Annotated in this window: 18 protein-coding genes; 9 read left to right on the top strand and 9 right to left on the bottom strand. The window is 61.1% G+C overall.

All coding sequences use genetic code 11. From position 1 onward, the window contains the following. Positions 1-21: 21 nt before the first annotated feature. The 3 genes from ABD919_RS11170 to ABD919_RS11160 form a co-directional block, all read right to left on the bottom strand. Positions 22-1,683, bottom strand: a complete 1,662-nt coding sequence (locus tag ABD919_RS11170; protein ID WP_345236091.1) for a DUF4153 domain-containing protein — start codon at positions 1,681-1,683, stop codon at positions 22-24. Between the two features lie 170 nt (positions 1,684-1,853). Further along, complete coding sequence (locus ABD919_RS11165; protein WP_345236090.1) at positions 1,854-2,147, bottom strand: winged helix-turn-helix domain-containing protein; 294 nt, start codon at positions 2,145-2,147, stop codon at positions 1,854-1,856. Further along, positions 2,144-2,818, bottom strand: a complete 675-nt coding sequence (locus ABD919_RS11160; protein ID WP_345236089.1) for a hypothetical protein — start codon at positions 2,816-2,818, stop codon at positions 2,144-2,146. Before ABD919_RS11160 ends, ABD919_RS11165 begins: the two co-directional genes overlap by 4 nt. An 80-nt stretch (positions 2,819-2,898) precedes the next feature. Between ABD919_RS11160 and ABD919_RS11155 the strand changes: the two genes are divergently transcribed. The 4 genes from ABD919_RS11155 (at position 2,899) to ABD919_RS11140 (ending at position 5,808) form a co-directional block, all read left to right on the top strand. After that, positions 2,899-3,360: a hypothetical protein gene (locus ABD919_RS11155; protein WP_345236088.1), complete on the top strand. Its 462-nt coding sequence runs from the start codon at positions 2,899-2,901 to the stop codon at positions 3,358-3,360. Continuing rightward, positions 3,353-3,772 carry a hypothetical protein gene (locus tag ABD919_RS11150; protein WP_345236087.1) on the top strand — a complete coding sequence of 140 codons (420 nt, stop codon included), beginning with the start codon at positions 3,353-3,355 and terminating at the stop codon, positions 3,770-3,772. The genes ABD919_RS11155 and ABD919_RS11150 overlap by 8 nt, the downstream gene beginning before the upstream one ends. Before the next feature lie 9 nt (positions 3,773-3,781). Then, positions 3,782-4,573 (top strand): class I SAM-dependent methyltransferase, encoded by a 792-nt coding sequence (locus ABD919_RS11145; RefSeq protein WP_345236086.1) that lies wholly within the window; start codon positions 3,782-3,784, stop codon positions 4,571-4,573. A 353-nt stretch (positions 4,574-4,926) separates the two neighbouring features. Continuing rightward, on the top strand, positions 4,927-5,808 hold the full coding sequence (locus tag ABD919_RS11140; RefSeq protein ID WP_345236085.1) for a UbiA family prenyltransferase: 882 nt from the start codon (positions 4,927-4,929) through the stop codon (positions 5,806-5,808). A 111-nt stretch (positions 5,809-5,919) separates the two neighbouring features. Here the strand turns inward: ABD919_RS11140 and rho are convergent, their stop codons facing one another. Beyond that, complete coding sequence (gene rho / locus ABD919_RS11135; protein WP_425556409.1) at positions 5,920-8,127, bottom strand: transcription termination factor Rho; 2,208 nt, start codon at positions 8,125-8,127, stop codon at positions 5,920-5,922. 469 nt (positions 8,128-8,596) lie between these two features. On the opposite strand from rho, the gene serS reads away from it, so the two are divergent. Then, positions 8,597-9,871, top strand: coding sequence for a serine--tRNA ligase (serS, locus tag ABD919_RS11130; RefSeq protein WP_345236083.1), 1,275 nt, complete (start codon positions 8,597-8,599; stop codon positions 9,869-9,871). Between the two features lie 158 nt (positions 9,872-10,029). On the opposite strand, the gene ABD919_RS11125 is transcribed toward serS, so the two are convergent. The 3 genes from ABD919_RS11125 to ABD919_RS11115 form a co-directional block, all read right to left on the bottom strand. Then, a complete protein-coding gene (locus tag ABD919_RS11125; protein ID WP_345236082.1) occupies positions 10,030-11,241 on the bottom strand; it encodes a glycosyltransferase family protein in 1,212 nt (403 codons plus the stop codon). 895 nt (positions 11,242-12,136) lie between these two features. After that, positions 12,137-13,114, bottom strand: coding sequence for a glycosyltransferase family 9 protein (locus tag ABD919_RS11120; RefSeq protein WP_345236081.1), 978 nt, complete (start codon positions 13,112-13,114; stop codon positions 12,137-12,139). A gap of 96 nt (positions 13,115-13,210) precedes the next feature. Continuing rightward, entirely contained in the window at positions 13,211-14,971 is a 1,761-nt protein-coding gene (locus ABD919_RS11115) for a DNA polymerase/3'-5' exonuclease PolX (protein ID WP_345236080.1), read from the bottom strand. 227 nt (positions 14,972-15,198) lie between these two features. Between ABD919_RS11115 and ABD919_RS11110 the strand changes: the two genes are divergently transcribed. From ABD919_RS11110 to ABD919_RS11095, 4 genes are all read left to right on the top strand, one after another. Next, positions 15,199-15,504: a hypothetical protein gene (locus ABD919_RS11110; protein ID WP_345236079.1), complete on the top strand. Its 306-nt coding sequence runs from the start codon at positions 15,199-15,201 to the stop codon at positions 15,502-15,504. A 183-nt stretch (positions 15,505-15,687) separates the two neighbouring features. After that, entirely contained in the window at positions 15,688-16,098 is a 411-nt protein-coding gene (locus tag ABD919_RS11105; RefSeq protein WP_345236078.1) for an EVE domain-containing protein, read from the top strand. A 114-nt stretch (positions 16,099-16,212) separates the two neighbouring features. After that, on the top strand, positions 16,213-17,778 hold the full coding sequence (locus tag ABD919_RS11100; RefSeq protein ID WP_345236077.1) for a hypothetical protein: 1,566 nt from the start codon (positions 16,213-16,215) through the stop codon (positions 17,776-17,778). Between the two features lie 72 nt (positions 17,779-17,850). Next, the gene (locus tag ABD919_RS11095) at positions 17,851-18,402 is read left to right on the top strand and encodes a DUF4252 domain-containing protein (protein ID WP_345236076.1); all 552 of its coding nucleotides are present in this window, start codon (positions 17,851-17,853) and stop codon (positions 18,400-18,402) included. A gap of 222 nt (positions 18,403-18,624) precedes the next feature. Here ABD919_RS11095 and ABD919_RS11090 read toward each other — a convergent pair whose 3' ends face one another. After that, complete coding sequence (locus ABD919_RS11090) at positions 18,625-19,911, bottom strand: aminopeptidase P N-terminal domain-containing protein (RefSeq protein WP_345236075.1); 1,287 nt, start codon at positions 19,909-19,911, stop codon at positions 18,625-18,627. Positions 19,912-19,973: 62 nt separating this feature from the next. Next, on the bottom strand, positions 19,974-20,248 hold a 275-nt coding region (locus tag ABD919_RS11085; RefSeq protein WP_345236074.1), incomplete at its 5' end, for a sensor histidine kinase.

Here is a 20,248-nt window from a genome sequence, read left to right as displayed (position 1 = left end):
ACACATTGGGTTCTTGTCTATTTACCGGGTTGTAGTCCTCCTCTTAAGCTCCTGTTTGGTTAGCCAACCGGCATAAGTCCATCCCTGCCAGGCGCTGTACCCGGCACTGCGTTCCTGGTAGGCTCGTGCCGTGGCATCGAGCAGGCGCTGGGCCTCGGCGGCGCTGATGCTGACGGTGGTGCCGTACTCGTTATCGGAGCTCAGGCTGGGCACCTGGTCGATAACGGCGCGGCGCTCGAGCAGCGTGGGCAGCACCCGGGGCGGCATGCTCAGCAGAAAGCCGATGTCGAGGCGGCGGAAGTGCGGCTGCAGGTTGTAGCGGGCTATCCAGATTTCCCAGTTGCCGGCAGCGAGCAGCAAAACCACCGCGTACACGGCCAGGGAGTTGAGCCTAATCAGGCTGTAGGTCGAGCGCCGCTGCCACACTTTCAACAGCACCGTAGCCAGCCCGAAGAAGACCAGCAGCAGGAAAAAACACACGCCGACGCGCTTATACGCCAAGCCGCTGTGCAGGATGTAGTAGTAGTTGCGCAACCCCACCGACGCAGCCAGCACCGCGTTCTGCCCCACCCACACCGTGGCGCCCCAGCGCAGCCAGGGCAGGCCCGGCTCGTAAAAGTTGAGGTTGCGCCGGAAAAACCACAGCACAATGCCCATGGCCAGCAGAATGCTGAAGATGAGGACATAGGTACCCTCATGCACAAACTGGGCGAGGTCGAAGTCCGGGGCCGGCACAAAGCCAAACCACAGCCAGTTGATGTCGATAATGTTCACCACCAGCAGCAGCAGGTTCACCAGGCCGAACACCGCCGTGGCGGCCAGAAACTCCTTGCGCAAATCCAGGCTGCGGAAGCGCTTGAGGGAAAAGTCGGGCCGGCGCACGCCGAACGAAGCCACCCGGTCGCGCTGCCGCCGCACAAACTCCCCAAAGCGCGACTCGTGGTCGGCAAACATATACACCGGCACCACCACCAGGCCCCCGGCAGTTAGGAGAAAGCCCAGGAGCAAGAAAAACAGGTGCGGCAGCGACACCTCCGGCAGCAGCCAGCTCAGCCACTCGCCCAGTTGGTCCAGGGCCCTGCCACTAAATTCGGCGTACACTGGGTTGGCCACGGCAAACAGCACGTGGAAAGCCCCGGCAATGCCCAGCGGCACCAGCAGCAGCCGGGCGTAGAACCAGCCGCGGCGGGCACCGGGCCCCAGGTTGCGCGGGGCCCGCAGGCCCGCCAGCACCAGCAGCCCGGCCTGGGCCGCGCTCCCAACTGCCGTCAGATAAGCATAGAGCAGCAGCTTCAGGTGGGATTGATTTACGTAGCCCAGCATCAAGGCCACCGAGGCCATGTTGGCCAGCATGGCCGCTCCGGAGCCGTACAGCACTACCATGCCCGCGCTAAAGAGGCTGCCGGCTACGGCCAGCCAGAAATAGCCCGAGCGCCGCACGGCCGCGTGCCGGGGCAGCAGGTATAGCTGGGCTCCTACTACGAAAAGGGTGTACACCAGCATGTTTACCCCCGCTGGGTGCAGCCAGAACAGGCCGTCGAACAGCAGCGTGCCCAGCGGCAGCAGTACCTTCTGGGCCAGGGTAAGGCTAAGTCGGGGCGCCGGGGCCGGCACGGTGGCAGTGGTACCTGGCTGGCCCGCAGGCAAGGGCCAGGAGTTAATAGGCTGGGCAGTGTCTTCCATTTTATAAAGTGCTTTGAATTACAAAGTATCGGAGGCAAAAAATACCCGGCTGGTTCCGGGCTGGTTCGTTGAAACTTAGACGTTAGACCTTAGACATGAGACGTTAGAAACTTCTTTCGGCTGAACGATTCTCATGTCTAAGGTCTAACGTCTCATGTCTAAAATTTACCTCAAGGCCGCAGCAGCTTTTCCAAGGCCTCCAGGTGCTGCTGAAATGCCGTTTTGCCCTCGGCGGTGGCATTATACGTCGTATTGGGCTTCTTGCCGATGAACTGCTTGGATACCAGCACGTAGCCGGCTTTTTCCAGGGCTGCCACGTGGCTCGCCAGGTTGCCGTCGGTCAGGTCCAGCGCCTCCTTCAGGTCGTTGAAGCTCACAGACTCATTAGCCAGCAGCACGGCCATTACCCCCAGGCGCACCCGGTGGTCGAAAGCCTTGTTAAGCGTATGAATCAGGTGCTTCACGAAGTAGTAGAAGTTGAAGCGGCGGCCGCTCCCGGCCGCTCGTAGCGGTTGTACATCGCCAGCCCGTAGCCAATGTGGCCCAGGCCGAAGCCGAGGGCAAAGAAAATCAATCCCCAGCCAGGAAGCAGCATGGCCACCAGGCCCAGCGCCATTTGCGTGAGCCCCAGCCAGCGAATTTCCTCCAGGGTGTACTTGCTGGCGTTGAGTAGAGCCAGGCCATAGAACACCAGCATGCCCGGCACCACCATACCCGCGTCGCCGCCCAGGTACAGGCGCAGGCAGAACAAGCCCCCCGTAACCAAGGGCAGGGCCAGGGCCAGGCTCAGGCGCCGGGCGGGGGCATTCCACAGCCGCTGCCCGCTGCGCTGCGTGCGCCGCCAGGTAAAGTAGAACGCCGCCAGCAGGGCGCCCCCCAGCACCACGCCCGCCAGCAGCAGCAAGAACGGCAGCGCGGCCTGCCGCTCGGCCTCCGAGCCGTTGATGAGGTGAATGTAGCCGGCCGGGTAATGGTCCTGCAAGTAAAAGTGCCCCGCAAGGGAGCCCAGCAGCCCTACCACCCCTGCCCCTACCCCACTCAGGCCGGACAGCGAGATAAAGCGCGAGCTGCGCTCCATGATGGCGCGGATTTCGGTTAGCTGGGCTAAGGGGTCGGGGTTGGCGGCGGGCTTCATAGGTAGCGAAGTGCTTTGTGATGCAAAGTTGAAGAAAAGATTTGATACATTTGCCGGAGTAGCATTATTTTTTTCATCAGATGGAAAATCAGGAATCTGTAGCGACGCCCAGTACCTGGGCCCAGGCCGGGCTGCTTTGGCTGTTCACCAATACCATCGGCTCCCTAAGCTGCTTCGCGCTGATGACACGAGCAACATCCGACGGGTCGAGCGGTGACTCTGGCTTTATCGCGGCGCTCATTGCCATTTTTGCCGGCCTGGGTTCGCTGTTTGTGATTCCGATAGCCGTTTTTACCTTCCGCAGGCTGTTGGCCATGCCCGGCCGCCAGCAGCGGCTGCCGGCAGCAGGAGCAGCGGTAGCCGGGCTGTTTGTGATACCCTGCCTGGTGCTTTTCATTGGCTTGGGCACGGCCTCGGCGCTGGCGGTGTACATGGGCGGCTGGGTGTATCTGCCGGCCGCCCTGCTATCCGCCGCCGTGGTCTACCACCGCGGCCTGTTCCGGCCCGATACACCCGCACAGCTGCCTGTCACTCATGGCTAGCCTGGCATCAACTCTTGGGCGCCAGTGGCTGCTTTCTCTGCTGCTGGGCAGCGCCCTCTACGCTGCTTACCACGGCGTGGTGCACTTCAGCGACTGGTGCTACCTGGGCGTATCAACGGCCGTGGCTGGTGGCATTTCGCTGCTGATGGTTCCGCTGAACGGGTTGTTGCTACACCGCCTGAGCCGGCATGGCACGCAGTGGCCGGCCGCCGGGCGCTGGGCCGGGCTGCTGGGAGGCACGGCCACCATTTTCGCCCTGGCCAATGTGCCCGTGCTGCCATTGCACACCATGCTGGGCCCCGGCAGCACCCTGCCCTGGGGCATAGCCGCGCTGAGCGTGGCAGCGGCCATGCGCTGGCGTTTGATGCAAAATCCGGAACAGCCGACAGCGCCCGGCCCGCCTTTTCCGTAAGGGCAAGGCATGCGCCTCCGCCTCCGTCTATTTGAATTCGAAGACCTGCCCTGGTTTCCGCCCATTATCCGCTCGGGGATGATGGACTACCTGCGCTTTATGATTTCCAACCTGGGCACCTACCGGCCCATTGCCCCGCTGCTGGCCGAAGGACTGCGCCGCACCGGGCAGCGGCAGCTCCTGGAGCTAGGTGCCGGCAGCGGCGGCGGCACCGAAACCGTATGGCAGGCCCTGAACGAGGCCGGCGTGAAGCAGCTGCGCATTACCCTTACCGACCTGTACCCCCAGCCCGAGGCCTGGCAGGACATTGCCGAGCACACGCACGGCGCCATCGGCCACGAAGAAGCACCCGTCAATGCCCTGGCCGTGCCCCGCAATCTGCGGGGCTTCCGCGTCATCTTTTCGGCATTCCACCACTTCCCGCCCGACGCGGCCCGGGCCATGCTGCGCGATGCCGTGCGGGCCGGCACCGGCATCGGCGTGTTTGAGGGTGCGGGCAAGCACTGGTGGGAAGTGCTGCTAGCCTGGACGGTGCTGCCCGTGGCCCAGCTGCTGCTCACGCCCTTTTTCCGGCCCTTCCGCCTCAGCCGCCTGCTGTTCACCTACGTGCTGCCCCTCATTCCGCTCTGCACCATCTGGGACGGCACCGTGTCGCTGCTGCGCCTCTACACGCCGGCCGAGCTGCAGGCCCTGGCCCGAGAGGCCGACCCCGAGCAGCGCTTTATCTGGCAGGCCGGTAAAAAGCGGCACTGGTGGGGCCCGGAAGTAACCTACCTCATCGGCTGGCCCAGGAGTCAATGAGCAATTTACAGTGAGCAATTAGTAATGAACAGTGAGCAATGAACCGTTAGCAGTGCTTGCGTATTTAGAAAGCTATTTTTACACCTTTCATACTAACTTTCTCCCTCTAGTACTGCCCCTTCACTGTTATACTCCTCGCGAAATGGAGTGCGAAAGTCAACTAGTCGATGTAGAGACGCAATATTTTGCGTCTCCTCGTTGAAGAATTCAAAAAGAACGATTTACCGGCTCAATCACGGAGACGCAAAATGTTGCGTCTCTACATCGTTCATGCAAGCCACTTTGTAACAGCTATAACTTTTCATTTCTAACTGTTAACTGTTCATTGCTCATTGTTAACTGCTAACTGCTCATTGCTAACTGCCTATAAGCGCGCCCTGCCGCTGCTGCGCATTCCGTTTTCCATTTACCTCATGCCCGTGTTCTGGTTTGGGCTGAGCGCCTTGCGGGGCCCCTGGTCGGGCTGGCGGGCCCTGGGCGTATTTGTAGTGCTGCACCTGCTGGCTTATCCGGCCTCCAATGGCTACAATTCTTACTACGACCGCGACGAAGGCAGCATCGGCGGGCTGAAAGCCCCGCCGAAAGTGACGCCCGAGCTGCTGCACCTGGTATGGCTGTTCGATGCCCTGGCCCTGGCCGGCGCCCTGCTGCTCTCGCCGTTGTTTGCCGTGCTGGTGCTGATTTATCTGCTGGTATCGAAAGCCTACAGCTACGAGGGCATCCGCCTGAAAAAATACCCGCTGCTGAGCACGCTGGTGGTCGTGGTTTTTCAGGGCGCCTTCACCTTTTTGATGACGCAGGTGGGCGTAGGCGCCGACTACACCCAGCTCACCGAGCCCACCAACCTGCTGCTGGCCCTGGTCAGCACCTTGTTTCTGTGCGGCTCTTACCCCCTTACCCAAGTGTATCAGCACGCCGAAGATGCCCGGCGCGGCGACCGTACCCTAAGCCTGCGCCTGGGCATTCGGGGTACGTTCATCTTTGCCGCCCTGGGGCTGCTGGCTGGTGCTGGTGCGCTGGCGCTGGCTTACTGGCTGCGGCAGGATGTGCGGGCCCTGCTCATCTTTCTGGCTGCCACCGGGCCGGTGGTGCTACTGTTCAGCCGCTGGGCCTGGCTGGTATGGCAGGATGAGGAAGCCGCCAACTTCGAGCACACCATGCGCATGAACCAGATGTCGTCGCTGTGTTTGAGCGCGGCGTTTATCCTGCAGCTGGTGCTGGACCATGTTTTTTGACCGCTGAAGACGCAGAAGGTTCGCGGCAGGCGCGCAGTAGTGGCCTCAGCTCAAACAAAAAGCCCTCGCAGTAGGTACTGCGAGGGCTTTTTGGCAATAATCTGGCTATGCTTAGCCGTTCATGGAGATGAGGAACTCCTCGTTGTCCTTGGTGCCTTTGATGCGGTCCTTGAGGAACTCCATGGCTTCGGTGGCCGTCATGTCCGACATAAACTTGCGCAGCACCCACACCCGGTTCAGCTCGTCCTTGCTCATGAGCAGGTCTTCGCGGCGGGTGCCCGAGGCCGGAATGTCGATGGCCGGGAACACGCGCTTGTTGGCCAGCTTGCGGTCGAGCTGCAGCTCCATGTTGCCGGTGCCTTTGAATTCTTCAAAGATTACCTCGTCCATCTTCGAGCCGGTTTCAATCAGGGCCGTGGCGATGATGGTGAGCGAGCCGCCGCCTTCCACGTTGCGGGCCGCGCCGAAGAAGCGCTTGGGCTTTTGCAGGGCACCGGCGTCGATACCACCCGAGAGGATGCGCGAGGAGCTGGGCTGCACCGTGTTGTAGGCCCGGGCCAGGCGGGTGATGGAATCGAGCAGAATCACCACGTCGTGCCCGCACTCCACGAGGCGGCGGGCTTTGTCGAGGGCCATCTGCGCGATTTTCACGTGGCGGTCGGCCGTTTCGTCGAAAGTCGAGCTCAGCACCTCGGCTTTCACGGTGCGGGCCATGTCCGTCACTTCCTCCGGGCGCTCGTCGATGAGCAGCACCATGAGGTACACCTCGGGGTGGTTTTCGGCGATGGAGTTGGCAATTTCCTGCAGCAGCACCGTCTTACCGGTCTTGGGCTGGGCCACAATCAGGCCGCGCTGCCCTTTGCCGATGGGGGCAAAAAGGTCGAGCACCCGGGTGCTGATTTGGGTGGGCTTGGTGGTCAGCTTCAGCTTCTCATCGGCAAACAGCGGGGTGAGGTGGCTGAAGGGCACCCGGTCGCGCACTTCTTCCACGGTGCGGCCATTAATGCCTTCTACGCTTACCAGGGCGAAGTACTTCTCGCCCTCACGCGGCGGCCGGATGCTGCAGGTTACCGTGTCGCCGGCTTTCAGGGCATACTGCTTCACCTGTTGGGGCGACACGTAGATGTCGTCGGGCGAAGACAGGTAGTTGTAGAAGGGCGAGCGCAGGAAGCCATAGCCGCCATCCGGCATCAGCTCCATGGTACCGCTGCCGGGCACCACCAGGTCCAGCTCCTGCCGGGCCGGGCGCTGCTCGCGCTGCTGGTCGGGGTTCTGGGCGCGCTGCTCCTGGCGCTGCTGGCGCTGCAGCTCACGCTGGGCAAACCGCTCGTCGCGGCGCTGGTCGCGGCCGTCGCGCTCCTGCCCGTTGCGGGGCTGGTCGGCACGGGCTTCCTGGCCATCACGGGGCGCGTCGGGCCGTGGCTCGCGGGGCTCACGCGGGGCATCGTTGCGGTTTTCACGCCCGTCGCGCCCGTCGCGGTTTTCCCGGGGCTGGTCGTTGCGGGGCTGCCCGTCGCGGCCGTTGCGGTTGTCGCGGTCGCGGGGCTGGTCGTTGCGCAGGGGGCGGGGCTCCCGGTTCTCACGCGGCTCGCGGTTGTCGCGCTCAAACCGGTCGGCCCGGCTTTCNTCGCGCTCAAACCGGTCGGCCCGGCTTTCGCGGTCGCGGCCCTCGCGGCGGTCGCCCGCGCCATCGCCGCCAAAGTCGCGGCGGCGGGGCTCCAGGAATTCTTCACGGCCGGCGCCCGTGCCGAAGTCGGAGCGTGGCAGGCCTTCCTCGGCCGCGGTAGGCTCGCTGGGCACCGATTCGGCGGCCCGGGCCGCGGCAGCAGCCTGCTCAACAGCCCGCTGCTCGTGGTTGATGGGGCGGCCGGCGCGGTCGACCCGCTCACGGCGCTCCCGGCGTTCGGGCTGCGCGGGGGCTGCGGGCGCCTCAGCAGCGGCTGGCTCCGCTGCCGGGGCTTCGGGGGTGGTGTCTACGGGTGCGGCGGACTGCTCTTCGGGCAGGGCGGCTACCGCCGCGGCTTCGGGGGCGGCTATGGCTTCCGCAACGGCCGGGGCCGGGCGGCGGGGCTCACGGGCCGGGCGGCTGGGCCGGGCCGCAGCGGGCGGGGCTACATCCGTAAAGGGCTGCTCGGCCACGGGAGCCGCTGCGCGGCGGCTGCCGCCTTTGCCGGCTTTGGCTGCAGGCTTCGGTGCCGGAGCAGCCGGAGCTGCGGCTGGCGCGTCGGGCACCACAATGTTGGGGTTGAGGGCCTGCTGGTCCAGAATCTTATAAATCAAGTCCTGCTTGCTCAGCCGTTTGAAGTTGCCTACGTTCATGCGCTCGGCAATTTCTTTGAGGTCGGACAGCAAACGGTCCTTCAACTCGTTAATGGTGTACATAAAGGGAATGGGAGAGAAATATCTTCGGGGTACAGGCCGCCCGCCGGCCCGTAGCCAGGGTGCCAAAAGTCAGTATCCACGCAGGAGCGACACTGTGCAGCATAGCATTCGCCGGAAGCGAAGCCGCTCGAAGCGGCCATCGGCGCGAAACAGGCAGTAAGTGAGGTGCTGAAATGGGCCGCTGAAAATCCAGCTGGGGCGGGCCTGGCACGGGCAACAGGGCCCGCTGGCCCGGCCTTTGCGGCCGGTTGCTTACGCAATGTTAGGGCATTACGGCCAAACGGCCAAATCGTTTCGGGTTTCTGGTGGCCGGTTCCTCGTTTCTTGTTTTTATCCCGGTTAGAAGCAGCTCCCGCGAATCTTTAACCAGAAACTACCTTTGCGGCAGTTCACCAGGATTTTTCTTATGCTGCAAGTTTCCGTTCTGAAAGAGCAAACCGACCACGTGCTGGCGGCGCTCGCCAAAAAACACTACAAAACGGCCGAAGCGGACGTAGCCGCCATTCTCGACCTGGACCAGCGCCGCCGCCAGCTCCAAACGTCCCACGACTCGGCCCAGGCCGAAGCCAACGACCTGGCCCGGCAGATTGGCGGCCTGATGAAAACCGGCGACAAAGCCGGCGCCGAAACCCTCAAAGCCCGTACGGCCGAGCTCAAGCAGCACACCAAAACTGCTGCCGAGGAGCTGGCTCAAGTAGAAAAAGACCTGCAGCAGCTGCTCTACAAGCTGCCCAACCTGCCCCATGCCTCCGTGCCCGAAGGCCGCGGCGCGGCCGACAACGAAGTTGTACGCGAGGGCGGGCAAAAGCCGGAGCTGGGCCCCGATGCCCTCCCCCACTGGGACCTTATCAAGAAGTACGACATCATCGACTTCGAGCTGGGTATTAAAATCAGCGGCGCGGGCTTTCCCGTGTACAAAGGACAGGGCGCCCGCCTGCAGCGGGCTCTGGTTAACTTCTTTCTCGACCAGGCCCGCGATGCCGGCTACACCGAGGTGCAGCCCCCCATCCTGGTAAACGAAGCCAGCGGCTACGGCACCGGGCAGCTGCCCGACAAGGAAGGCCAGATGTACCACGACGCCCAGGACAACCTCTACCTGATTCCGACCTCGGAGGTACCCATTACCAATCTGTACCGCGACGAGATTATCCCAGCCGACAAGCTGCCCATCAAAAACACGGGCTACACGCCCTGCTTCCGCCGGGAGGCCGGCTCCTGGGGCGCCGACGTGCGCGGCCTGAACCGCCTGCACCAGTTCGACAAGGTGGAGATTGTGCAGATTACCGAGCCCGAGAAAAGCTACGAGGCCCTGGAAGGCATGGTAGCCCACATCGAAAGCCTGCTGCAGCAGCTGGAGCTTCCCTACCGCGTGCTGCGTCTCTGCGGCGGCGATATGGGCTTCACCAGCGCCCTCACCTATGACCTGGAAGTATGGAGCGCCGCTCAGGGCCGCTGGCTGGAGGTATCGTCGGCTTCCAACTTCGAAACTTACCAGGCCAACCGCCTCAAGTGCCGCTACCGGGCCGAGGGCGGCAAAACCCAGCTGCTGCACACGCTGAACGGCTCGGCCCTGGCCCTGCCCCGCATCGTGGCCGCCCTGCTGGAAAACAACCAGTCGGCCGATGGCATTCGCTTGCCGCAGGTGCTGCACAGCTACTGCGGGTTTGAGAAGATTGGCTAAGGCGGGCCGGATAAGCTGCCAGATATTGTGTCTAATCGACTCTATCTGAACTTCATTACTCTCAACCAGCACCATTTAAAAGCAAATCCCCTGACACTGGCCAGTGTCAGGGGATTTGCTTTGGATAAGACTTCAACAAGGCGGTCTATCAGTAGCCGCTAGCATTTAACCGGAAACTTGCTATTCAGCAGAAACTGGTCAAACGACTGGATAAAGGCTGTGCGCGTAAACCGCTGGCGGGCAAAGCCCATAAGCTCGAACGAACGCTCTTTCAACTCCTTTTCGCTCATCATTACCACCTCATCTACGTTGGCGCAGATGCTGTTAATCATGGATTCCCGGTCGGCCTCCTCGATGTTAAGTCCCAGGTAGTTTGCCTGGTTGTTTGCCGTTGGAGTCGTAATGGGCACTTGCCCGAAGTGGGCCGTCTGGCCCAGGGTTGCGCAGCCGTTTTCGCCGGCGCTAGGGTACACGTGCCCGGCGCAGCTTGCTACGATTTGTTGGAACGCCGGGCTTCTATAGTCGGCAAAACCATGGTATCTGATATTGGGATTAGCCGCTATTTTTTCTTGCAGCCAATTCATAACCGGGGGCTCCCGCTCGATGGCGCCGAACACGTGCAGCTTCAAGCCGGGTAGCTTTTCAAAAGCTTCCACCACCAGGTCCAACCCTTTGTGAATGGCGCCCCAGCCCCCAATCCAGACAAAGTCACGCTTGGAGAAATCGCGCACGACTTTGTCGGGCTCAAACTCTACCGGCATCGCCAGCTGCACCCGGCAGGCACTTTTGTTAAAGTCCTGCATTTGTTCGGGCACGCCTTTATATAGAATATAGTCGGCTACCTGGTCCGAAAAGTTGGGCTTAATCTGCCGTACCGGCTTCACAAAAATGCCGTATTTCTGCTGAAACCATTCCACACGACGTAGCTCGTCGCTGTTCCAGCGGTTCCACTTCGTCCCGGTACAATAGAAAACCTTCCTCTGCCCCTCCACCTTTGGCATGAACGCCAGGGAATCGCCTTCGTCGAGAATCAACTCATACTGTGAGGTATCAACACCGTATTCTAAGGTATCCTTTTTTATGCAATCAACTACAAAGCCATGGTCGACCAGTCTTTTGAGTATGGCCAGAAACTGGAAGTAGATGTTGTGCATTTTGGCATCGGCTCCTTCCTCATACCGGTTCTGCACGTAGTAGCCAATCGATTCCAGCGGAACCAGCATCAGGGCTTTGGGAGCATTCCGACCATTTGCAGCAAGACCGATATTGGAATAGGCAATATTCGAAAAGTAAGCCCCACCCCTTTCAACCCACGGTAGCGAATGGTACCGAAGGAAGTTGGATAATCTTGATGACCAGAGCTTTTTCATTGCAATTCTCTTACGCCACACGGGCAATGATAAAATCAGTCGCCGTTCTCTCTCCGCATTTACCTGCTGTTCTTGTATGAGTAGAGCGGGTAGTTACAATTGCCATCGGGGCAAATCTGCTCGTTTCACTGCGACGAAACAGGTAAGAGGTAGAAACTTTTCTGCACTGCTTTGTTCCATCCACCAAGTAATCACCCCGCCGCCCGTTCCTGCTACTGGCAGCAGCGAAAGGTCGACATTGCGTACTTGTTGCGATAAACCAAGCAGGTAGCCATTGCTTTAAGGTGAAACGCATATGCAGAAAAGAAGTGCGAAAGACTTAGTTTGTGCTAAGCCGTAAAGGCAGTCATCTTACAAATGTAAGGGCTATTTTCTTCATCATTTTTCATGTTAAGCCATTATGGGCTGCCCCTGTTAAGCTCCGTCCAGGTAGCGCCTTAACTATTTATGACCTAAAACGCAACCCAAGCAAGAGGCAAACAATTGATTGGCGCAGCCTTGAAGTAACAATATCAGTTCACTGCCGGCTGGTGGCTCCAAGCAGCAAAGTATGGAATGCGGCAGACTTCCGGGAACGACAACCCCTATTTTGTCGACGAACATACCCATTTTATCGCTAAAACGGTCACATTAAATTCAGATTAAATACTATTATAGCCGAATTAACTCAACAGCCCTGCCCCGAAAAGCTTCAGTCATTGCAGGCTGAATGGGCGGTGAGCGGCTGGCTACCAAGCAATACCTGCTCCACTAAACATCACGAAACTCTTTCTTAGAGCGTTTCGCCGTCCGTGTACGCCGCTCAGTAGCGCGAACTTTTAGTCCGCGAGTTCACCAATTCGGGCGCACTCGCGGACTAAAAGTCCGCGCTACGTACTGCAGCCCCGAAACGGCTCTATAGCGGGGCTTTGCTGAAATCCAGATGCTGCTCGCGCATGCAGCGGAAATGGCCCTGGGGGCATTTGGCATACCCAATCTTGGAACAGGGCCGGCAGGGCAGGCCCGGCACTTCCAGCACTTCAAACGCGGTCCGGAAGGGATACATGCCGAACTCGGGCACGGTATTGCCCCAAATACTATAAATGGGCTTCTGAAAGGCCGCCGCAATGTGCATAAGCCCCGTGTCGTGGCTTACCACAAACCGCGCCTGCCGCAGCAAGGAAGCCGACTGGTGCAGCCGGTAGCGGCCGCAGCCTTGGTGAATACGTTCAGGGGCACCGGCGGCCTGCACTTGCCGCATAAGGGCCTCGGCCATTTCCTCGTCTTCGGGGCCGCCCAGCAGCACGATGGGGCGGGGCGCCAGCTGCTGGCAGAGCTCTACCAGCTTTTCCAGAGGCAGGCGCTTGGTGGCGTGCTGGGCGCCAATGGCCACGGCTACGTAGCCTGTCTGGAAAGCCGCGGGCAGGGTAGCCAGGTCTACTTCTTCGTGGGACGGAATGAAATAATCGAGCCCCTGGCCATCGTCTTTCACGCCCAGCGGAGCGGCCGCAGCCAGGTAGCGCTGCACAATGTGCACCGCCGGCATCCGGCTCACCTTAAAGTTGACCAGCAGCCACTTCTGCCAGTTCAGCTTATCGAAGCTGCTCGACTTTACCCCCAGCTGCAGCTTGATAAGGGAGGTGCGCAGGTTGTGGTGCAAGTCGACCACAAAATCGAACCGCTCTGCTTTTAGCTCCCGCACCAGGTCTTTCAGGCTGCCGCTCAGCACGTGCACCTTGTCGACGTAGGGGTTGGGCTCCAGCAGGCCGCGATAGCCGGGCTTGGTAGCAAAATGCACTACTGCCCCGGGCACCTGCTGCTTCAGGGCCCGCACGACGGGTGTAGTCAGCACGATGTCGCCGATGGAGGAAAAGCGGAGAACGAGAATTTTCAATTTAGAGCTGTTAGCTGATAGCTACTAGCTGTTAGCATTTGACCATCAGCGCCAAACCTTATGGCTAACAGCTACTAGCTAACGGCTTCAATGAAATTACTCAAACAGGTTCTTTTTGTATTCCAACGGAGCCTTGATACCGGCTTTGCGCTTGTCGAAGTAAGCTGCTACCTCATCCACCGGCTTGGCATTGAACGTCATTTCCTTTGTTAAAAGTCCCTTGCGGCCCATGAGCACGCCGTAGCGCATGTCGGCGTAGCCGTCGGTGTGGTGGGCATCGGGGTTGATGCTGATTTGCACGCCCTGGTCGAGGGCGTAGCGCACCCAGCGCCAGTCCAGGTCGAGCCGCCAGGGGTTGGCGTTGATTTCGATGATGACCTGCTGCCGGGCGCAGGCATCGATAACGGCCTTGTAGTCGATGGGATAGCCCTGGCGGCGCAGCAGCAGGCGGCCGGTGGGGTGGCCCAGCATGGTGGTGTAGGGGTTGGCGATGGCCCGTAGCAGGCGGTCGGTGGCCCGGCGCTCGTCCATCTTCAGGTTGCTGTGGATGGAGGCCACAATGAAGTCGAACGAGGCCAGCACCTCGGGCGCGTAGTCGAGGGAGCCGTCGCCGAGGATGTCGCTTTCAATGCCTTTGAAGATGCGGAACGGCGCCAGCTCGGCATTCAGCTTGTCGATTTCCTGGTGCTGCTGCCGCACGCGCTCGGGGCCCAGGCCATTGGCGTAGTGGGCCGCCTGGGAATGGTCGCAGATGCCCAGGTACTCGTAGCCGTGGTCGCGCAGCCAGGTGGCCATCTCGCGCAGGCTATGGTTGCCGTCGGAGTAGGTGCTGTGGTTGTGCAGGGAGCCGCGCAGGTCGGCATCCTCGAGCAGGCGGGGCAGCTTTTTTTCGGATGCTAAAGTAATTTCACCTAGTCCTTCGCGCAGCTCGGGCACGATGTACTGCAGGCCGGCCTTTTCATAGAGGGCTTCTTCCTGCTGAAACGCTTCGCGCCGGGCCCACTGCCGCAGGGTGGCGGGCGCGCCGCCCCCGTGGCCTTCTACCCCGGGCAGGTGCTCGCTGAGGTGCTCCTCGGCGGCCGAGTGCAGAAATACTTCGGTCGTAAACCGCTCGGGCGCCACCAGCAGCACCTCCACTCCTACTCCCGAGGGTGAGGCTGTGCCCCGCCAGGCGAAGGGCCCCGAGCGCAGCGCATCGCGGCTAAGGCCCTCCAAGGTATTGAGCAGGTCCAGGGCCCGGGCCGGCTGCCCGGTAGCTGCCACCACGCAGATGGTTTCTACAATTTCGAGACGGCGGCGGATTTCGCCGGCCACTGCTACCTGCTCGGTGCTCAGGGCTTCGCGCAGGTGGCGGGCCAGGTCCTCGGCCAGGCTTTCCGCCTGCGGATACAAGAGCTTGCCGCTGCTCTGGCTGGCGAAGTCCAGCGCTTCCAGAATGGCCTCCTGGGTTTTTTTGCCAAAGCCCTTGAGCTTGCTCACCTGGTCGGCCTCGGCCGCTTCGCGCAGCTGGGCCGGGCCTTCGATGCCCAGCTCGCGCCAGAGGCTGCGAATCTTTTTAGGGCCGATGCCTTTCACGCGCAGCAGCTCCACCACACCGGGCGGGGTCACGTCGAGCAGGCGCTGCAGGTCCGAAAACGTGCCGGTATCGAGCAGCTCGGCAACTTTGGCAGCCGCGGTTTTGCTCAGGCCGGTGCGGTCGGGCAGGCCGGAGCGCTCCACTTCGGCCACCGGAAAGGTCAGGGCTTCGAGGGCCACGGCGGTACCCTCGATGGCGCGGATTTTAAAAGGATTCTCGTCGTGCAGCTCCATCAGCTGGGCTGCCAGCCGGAAAGCACGAATAAGGGCGCGGTTGTCCACAGAAGTAATGTTTGAGGAAACGAAAGTAAGGCCGGCGCTTGCTTGGGCAGGCAGCTTGGTGGGCGGAAAGCCAAAAAACAGCCCATAGCCATTGCCGCCTGATTTACGTTAAGCTTACACACATGCTTTGCTTTATGGCTACTTTTTTTTCACGTGTGCTGCCCTTGGCGCTGCTGCTGCCGCTGGCAGGCTGCCACGCACCCCGCGACAAAGCCCTTCCTACTTCTATGAAACAGCTTGAGGGCACCTGGCTCAACGCCTACGAAGAAAACGAAGGCGACACCCTGGCTTATCGCCCCAACAGCTACGCCTTTCCGCCATCCCGCGGCCGGGCGGGCTTTGCCATTCAGCCGTTTGGCCGGTTTATTCAGTACGACATTGCCCCGACCGACGGCCTGACCGACCGGCCCGGCACCTGGACGGCCAAAAGCCCCACCAAGCTGCGCATTCATTTCGACGACAACTCCCAGCCCGACTACACGCTGGAAGTAGTATCGCTGGAAGAGGGGGTACTGCGGGTTATTCGGCGGTGAAGCAGGGAGCAAAGAGATAAGGCCTGAGCTAACCATAAGGGGTTACCGCTGCACTGCCGGCTCGCGGGCTGAGGCGCGAAAAAGACCGCCGTGTTTCTTTGCGTGTGGAAAGGGCTTTCGGGCAGCATCTGACAGGCAGCGACGGCAGGCTTCTTTCCAGCACATCTATTTTTTCTTCCCGCCTTGAATCACTGGCTAGTTAAATCCGAACCCGAAGCGTACTCCTGGGACACGTTTACGCAAGAAAAAGGCACGGCCTGGACCGGTGTGCGCAACTACCAGGCGCGCAACAACCTCAACCAGATGCAGCCCGGCGACCTGGTGCTGTTCTACCACAGCGTCAGTGAGAAAGCCGTGGTGGGCGTGGCCGAGGTAGCCGGCCCTGCCGCCCCCGACGCCACGGCCGAAGCCGGCTCGCCCTGGGTGGCGGTGCAGTTGCGGCCTGTGCAGGCACTGGCCCGCCCCGTGCCCCTGGCTGCGCTTAAAGCCGATACCCGCCTACACCAGCTGGCACTGCTGCGGCAGTCGCGCCTGTCGGTACTGCCCGTGCGGCCCGAAGAATTTGACGCCGTGCTGGAACTTGGTCAAAGCTGAGTTGTTGTAAAATGCTTGTACTTAGGCCGCGGCAGTAGCCTTTAACTGCCTTTTAGGTTGTAACTTTCAAAGCCGTCCCCGACGTTTCCGGGTCGTTTTGTAACTCGCGCTGGCATGAAACTTCGCTTCCTTTCGCTGTTGCTTGGGCTCCTGATGGGGCCGCTGCTCCTGCGGGCGCAGTTGCCGGGGGCTACACCGCCGCCCGATGCCCCCGTGCAGACGGCGCGCACCGAGCTGCACCTGGAGCCGGCCAATAGCGAGGTTTATGTGCAGGCCTTGCCCGCCGACAGCACCGTGGTGCTGCTGGTGGCCCGCAGCAAGCCTTTCTCCGCCAAAGTCACCTTCTTCTTTCAGCGCTACGACAAGGAGCTGCGGCTGCGCCACGAACAGCCGCTGACCATCCCCGACGAATTCCGGTACTCCCGCATGTGTGCCGAGGGCAATACGGTCTTTAGCCTGTTTAGCTCCCGCACGGTGCCCGGGCGCTTACTGGTAATTGCCTACAATGGCAAGCTGGGGGAAATACGCAGCCAGCAGTTCGACACCAAGCTCAGCCGGGAAATACTGGAGCTGAAAGCCATGGAAGGCAAGCTCTTCGCGACGGTGCTGCTGGCCGACCAAAACCACGTAACGGCCCTGCTACTGGACGTCGCCACCGGGCACATGCAGTATTTGGCAGCAGTTTACGAGCCCCTGCCCGCCCAGCTTACCTTCGTGGCCGACCCCGGCAGCCGCCGGGCCGAGTACGTGCTGAGCCAGACCAACGGCCGCAAAACACGCCTGCTGCTCAAGCAGCTCACCCACCACGGCCAGCTGGTAAAGTCTGAGTTTGTGCAGGCCGAGAGCGAGCGCAGCCTGATTACCGCCCAGATTAGCCCTCCCCAGGATACCACGGCGCGCCTGCTCACCGGCACTTACTCGCTGCGCGATGCCACCTACGCCCAAGGCCTGTTTGCTACCGACCTCAGCCAGAGTGACGGCCCCAAGGCCCCGCTGCGCTTCTACGACTTTCTGCGGCTTAAGCACTTCTTCGACTACCTGAAGCCTGCCCGGCAGGCCCGGCTGCGGAAGCGCACCGAGCGCCGCCTGGCCAAAGCCATGCGCCCCATGCGCTGGCACTACCGCCTGCTGCTGCACGAGCTGCTGCCCCAGCCCAATGGCGGCTACGTGCTGGTGGCCGAAGTATACTACCCCCATTACCGCTACAATACCTACGGCGGTGGCTTCCCGGCACCCGGCGGCTTTAACCCCTCCCCTTATGCCTACCCCAGCTCACGGGTATTCGATGGCTTCCAGACCACCCATGTGCTGGTGTGCGGCTTCGACCGCCAGGGCACGCTGCTTTGGGACAACACCTTTGTGGTGGACAACGTCCGGCGCCTTGAACTACAGGAAACCGTGCGGGTACAAACCATGCCCGACGGACGGGTGGTGCTAGCCTACCTCGACGAAGCCAAGCTGCGCTACAAAGTAGTAAAGCAGGCCGAGCCTTCGCCCAACGACCTGCAGGTACCCGTGAAAACCGCTGCGCCGGGTGTAACGGAGAAAATCACTTCCACCGAAAATGCCGACCTGCAGGCTTGGTATGGCTGCCGGTTTATTGCCAGCGGCTACCAGAAGGTGCGCCCAGCCCAAGGGCCGGAACGGTCGGTGTTCTTTCTGAATGCCGTGGATTTTTGAGCCCTGTTTAAGGGGTTGGTAACGTTCTGGCAGGAATGGAGTACAACTCCGCTCTACTTTTGCTGTATGACCATGCTTACCAAACTTCGCTTTCCGGTACTGTTTCTCTTCCTGTTCCTGGTAGGCTGCCGCGCCGGTGGCCCGGGTACCCCGGCCCGCACCGTAGCCCAGTTCTTCTCCAAATACGAAAACCGCGAAGGCTTCAAGGCCACGGAGTGGTCGGCCGACCTGCTGCAGCGCCTGGCGCTGGTAAGAGCCGCCAAACTGCTGGGCGGCTCCGACCTTACCAACGCCATTACCAGCATCCGGGCTGCCCGCATCATCACCTTCACGCCCACCAGCGGCTCGGCCCGCGACCTGGCTCAGCAGGGCCTGCGCGACGAAGCCGCCGGTATCCTGCGCAACGAAAAATACCAGCCGCTGTCGACCGCCGGCTTTGGCGGCAGCAGCTACCAGGTGTCGGTGCGCGGCAGCGGCGACAAAGTCTCGGAGTTTGCCGCCCTGGGCCAGCTGCCGGACGCGGCCGACTCTTTCGTACTCGTATCAGTAAACGGCAGCTTCACCCGCTCCCAGGTGGAAACCCTGGCCAAGCACCTGCCGGCCATTGTGCAGGCTACGAAGTAGCATTTTTGGTGAGGAAGAATGATGGGGTGATGCAGTGATGATGTAAAAAGAACGTCATGCTGAGCGTAGCGAAGCATCTCTACCACGAGAGTAAATCCAGCCGATTGGATTACTTCCCCTGGCAAGATGCTTCGCTACGCTCAGCATGACGTTCTATTTTCCTCATCACCTCCTCACTCTATTACTTCCTCACCTCATCACCTGATTACTTTCTCACCAAACCTACCTCATCAGGCGCTCGATGTCGTCGGCCTGTAGGGGGATGTTGGCCATCAGGTCTTCGTTGCCGCCGGGGGTGAGCAGAATGTCGTTTTCGAGGCGGATGCCGAGGCCTTCCTCGGGGATGTAGATGCCGGGTTCGCAGGTGTATACCATGCCGGCTTCGAACTTGCGGTACTTGTAGCCCACATCGTGCACGTCGAGGCCCAGGTAGTGGCTGGTGCCGTGCATAAAGTATTTTTTGTAGAGCGGCGCGCCCGGGTCCTGGTTTTTCACGTCGGAGGCATTCAGCAGGTCGAGCTTGATGAGCTCCTGCTCCATGCGGCGGCCCACGGCGGCGTGGTACTCCTCAATCTCGTTGCCGGGCACGAGCTGGGTTTTGGCATAGTCCATTACGGCCAGTACGGCATCGTACACCTGGCGCTGGCGCGGCGTAAACCGGCCACTGACGGGAATGGAGCGCGACAGGTCGGAAGCGTAGTTGGCGTACTCGGCGCCGAAGTCGAGCAGCAGCACCTCGCCGTCCTGGCACTGGCGGTCGTTGCTCACGTAGTGCAGGATGCAGGCGCTGGGGCCCGAGGCGATGATGCTGCCGTAGGCCGGCCCGCGGCTGCGGCTGCGCAGGAACTCATGCACAATCTCGGCTTCAATCTCATACTCCCACACGCCGGGCTTCACGAAGCCCAGCAGGCGGCGGAAAGCCTTTTCGGTGATGTTGCAGGCTTCCCGCATGAGGCGAATCTCCTCGGCGCTTTTGATGGCGCGCAGCTGGTGCAGCAGGGGCGCGGCGCGGCGGTAGGTATGCAGCGGGTACTGCGCCTGCAGGGCCTTGATGAAGCGCGCATCGCGGGTTTCCACCTCCACTACGGCCCGGATGTGCTCGTTGGAGTTCAGAAACACGTTCTCGGCCTCGTTCATCAGGGCCGGCAGCACGCTCTTAAAGCTGTCGAGCCACATAATGGTGGGAATGCCGGAGTTGGCGCGGGCCTCGTCCTTGGTCAGCTTGTAGCCTTCCCAGATGAGGATGTGCTCGGACGTCTCCTTCAGAAAGAGGATTTCGCGGTATTGCGGCAGGCGCGCATCGGGAAAAACGACGAGGATGCTTTCTTCCTGGTCTACGCCTGAGAGGTAGAACAGGTCGTTGTTCTGACGGAAGGCCATGGTGCCGTCCGCATTGGTGGGCATAATGTCGTTGGCCTGAAAGATGGCCAGGGAAGCGGGAGGCAGCAGCTCGCGGAAGCGGCGGCGGTTTTCGATGAACAGTTCGGGGGCGATGGAGCCGTAGCGCATAAGGCAGGAAGAGTAGGCGGTGGAATTCTGAGGGCGCAAGTTAGGGCCACCGCGCCGCCAACCTACCCGATGGGCAGCGTAGCCACCACGCCAAATCCCACTTCATCGGCATGGTACATCACCACGCCCCCCACCGAGTCGGCCCGGGCCTTCATATTGCGCAGGCCATTGCCCATGCCCTTCCCGGTTTGCACCTGGAGTTGGCGCGTCCCGTTGTCGCGCACTTCCAGCCATACGGCCATGCCGATGCGGTTCAGCCGGATGCAGACTTCGGTGGCGCCTTTGGCGTGCTTGACGGCGTTGTGCAGGGCTTCCTTGTAGATGAGGTAAAGCGCCT

This window comes from Hymenobacter saemangeumensis (genome assembly GCF_039541835.1).
Classification (GTDB): Bacteria; Bacteroidota; Bacteroidia; order Cytophagales; family Hymenobacteraceae; genus Hymenobacter; species Hymenobacter saemangeumensis.
This window is presented reverse-complemented; position numbering and strand designations above follow the sequence as displayed.

Excerpts from the sequence above, each read along its gene's own strand:
- ABD919_RS11170 (WP_345236091.1), bottom strand. The coding sequence starts at position 1,683 with ATGGAAGACACTGCCCAGCCTATTAACTCCTGGCCCTTGCCTGCGGGC.
- ABD919_RS11160 (WP_345236089.1), bottom strand. The coding sequence starts at position 2,818 with ATGAAGCCCGCCGCCAACCCCGACCCCTTAGCCCAGCTAACCGAAATC.
- ABD919_RS11155 (WP_345236088.1), top strand. The coding sequence starts at position 2,899 with ATGGAAAATCAGGAATCTGTAGCGACGCCCAGTACCTGGGCCCAGGCC.
- ABD919_RS11150 (WP_345236087.1), top strand. The coding sequence starts at position 3,353 with ATGGCTAGCCTGGCATCAACTCTTGGGCGCCAGTGGCTGCTTTCTCTG.
- ABD919_RS11145 (WP_345236086.1), top strand. The coding sequence starts at position 3,782 with ATGCGCCTCCGCCTCCGTCTATTTGAATTCGAAGACCTGCCCTGGTTT.
- serS (WP_345236083.1), top strand. The coding sequence starts at position 8,597 with ATGCTGCAAGTTTCCGTTCTGAAAGAGCAAACCGACCACGTGCTGGCG.
- ABD919_RS11125 (WP_345236082.1), bottom strand. The coding sequence starts at position 11,241 with ATGAAAAAGCTCTGGTCATCAAGATTATCCAACTTCCTTCGGTACCAT.
- ABD919_RS11110 (WP_345236079.1), top strand. The coding sequence starts at position 15,199 with ATGAAACAGCTTGAGGGCACCTGGCTCAACGCCTACGAAGAAAACGAA.
- ABD919_RS11100 (WP_345236077.1), top strand. The coding sequence starts at position 16,213 with ATGAAACTTCGCTTCCTTTCGCTGTTGCTTGGGCTCCTGATGGGGCCG.
- ABD919_RS11095 (WP_345236076.1), top strand. The coding sequence starts at position 17,851 with ATGCTTACCAAACTTCGCTTTCCGGTACTGTTTCTCTTCCTGTTCCTG.
- ABD919_RS11090 (WP_345236075.1), bottom strand. The coding sequence starts at position 19,911 with ATGCGCTACGGCTCCATCGCCCCCGAACTGTTCATCGAAAACCGCCGC.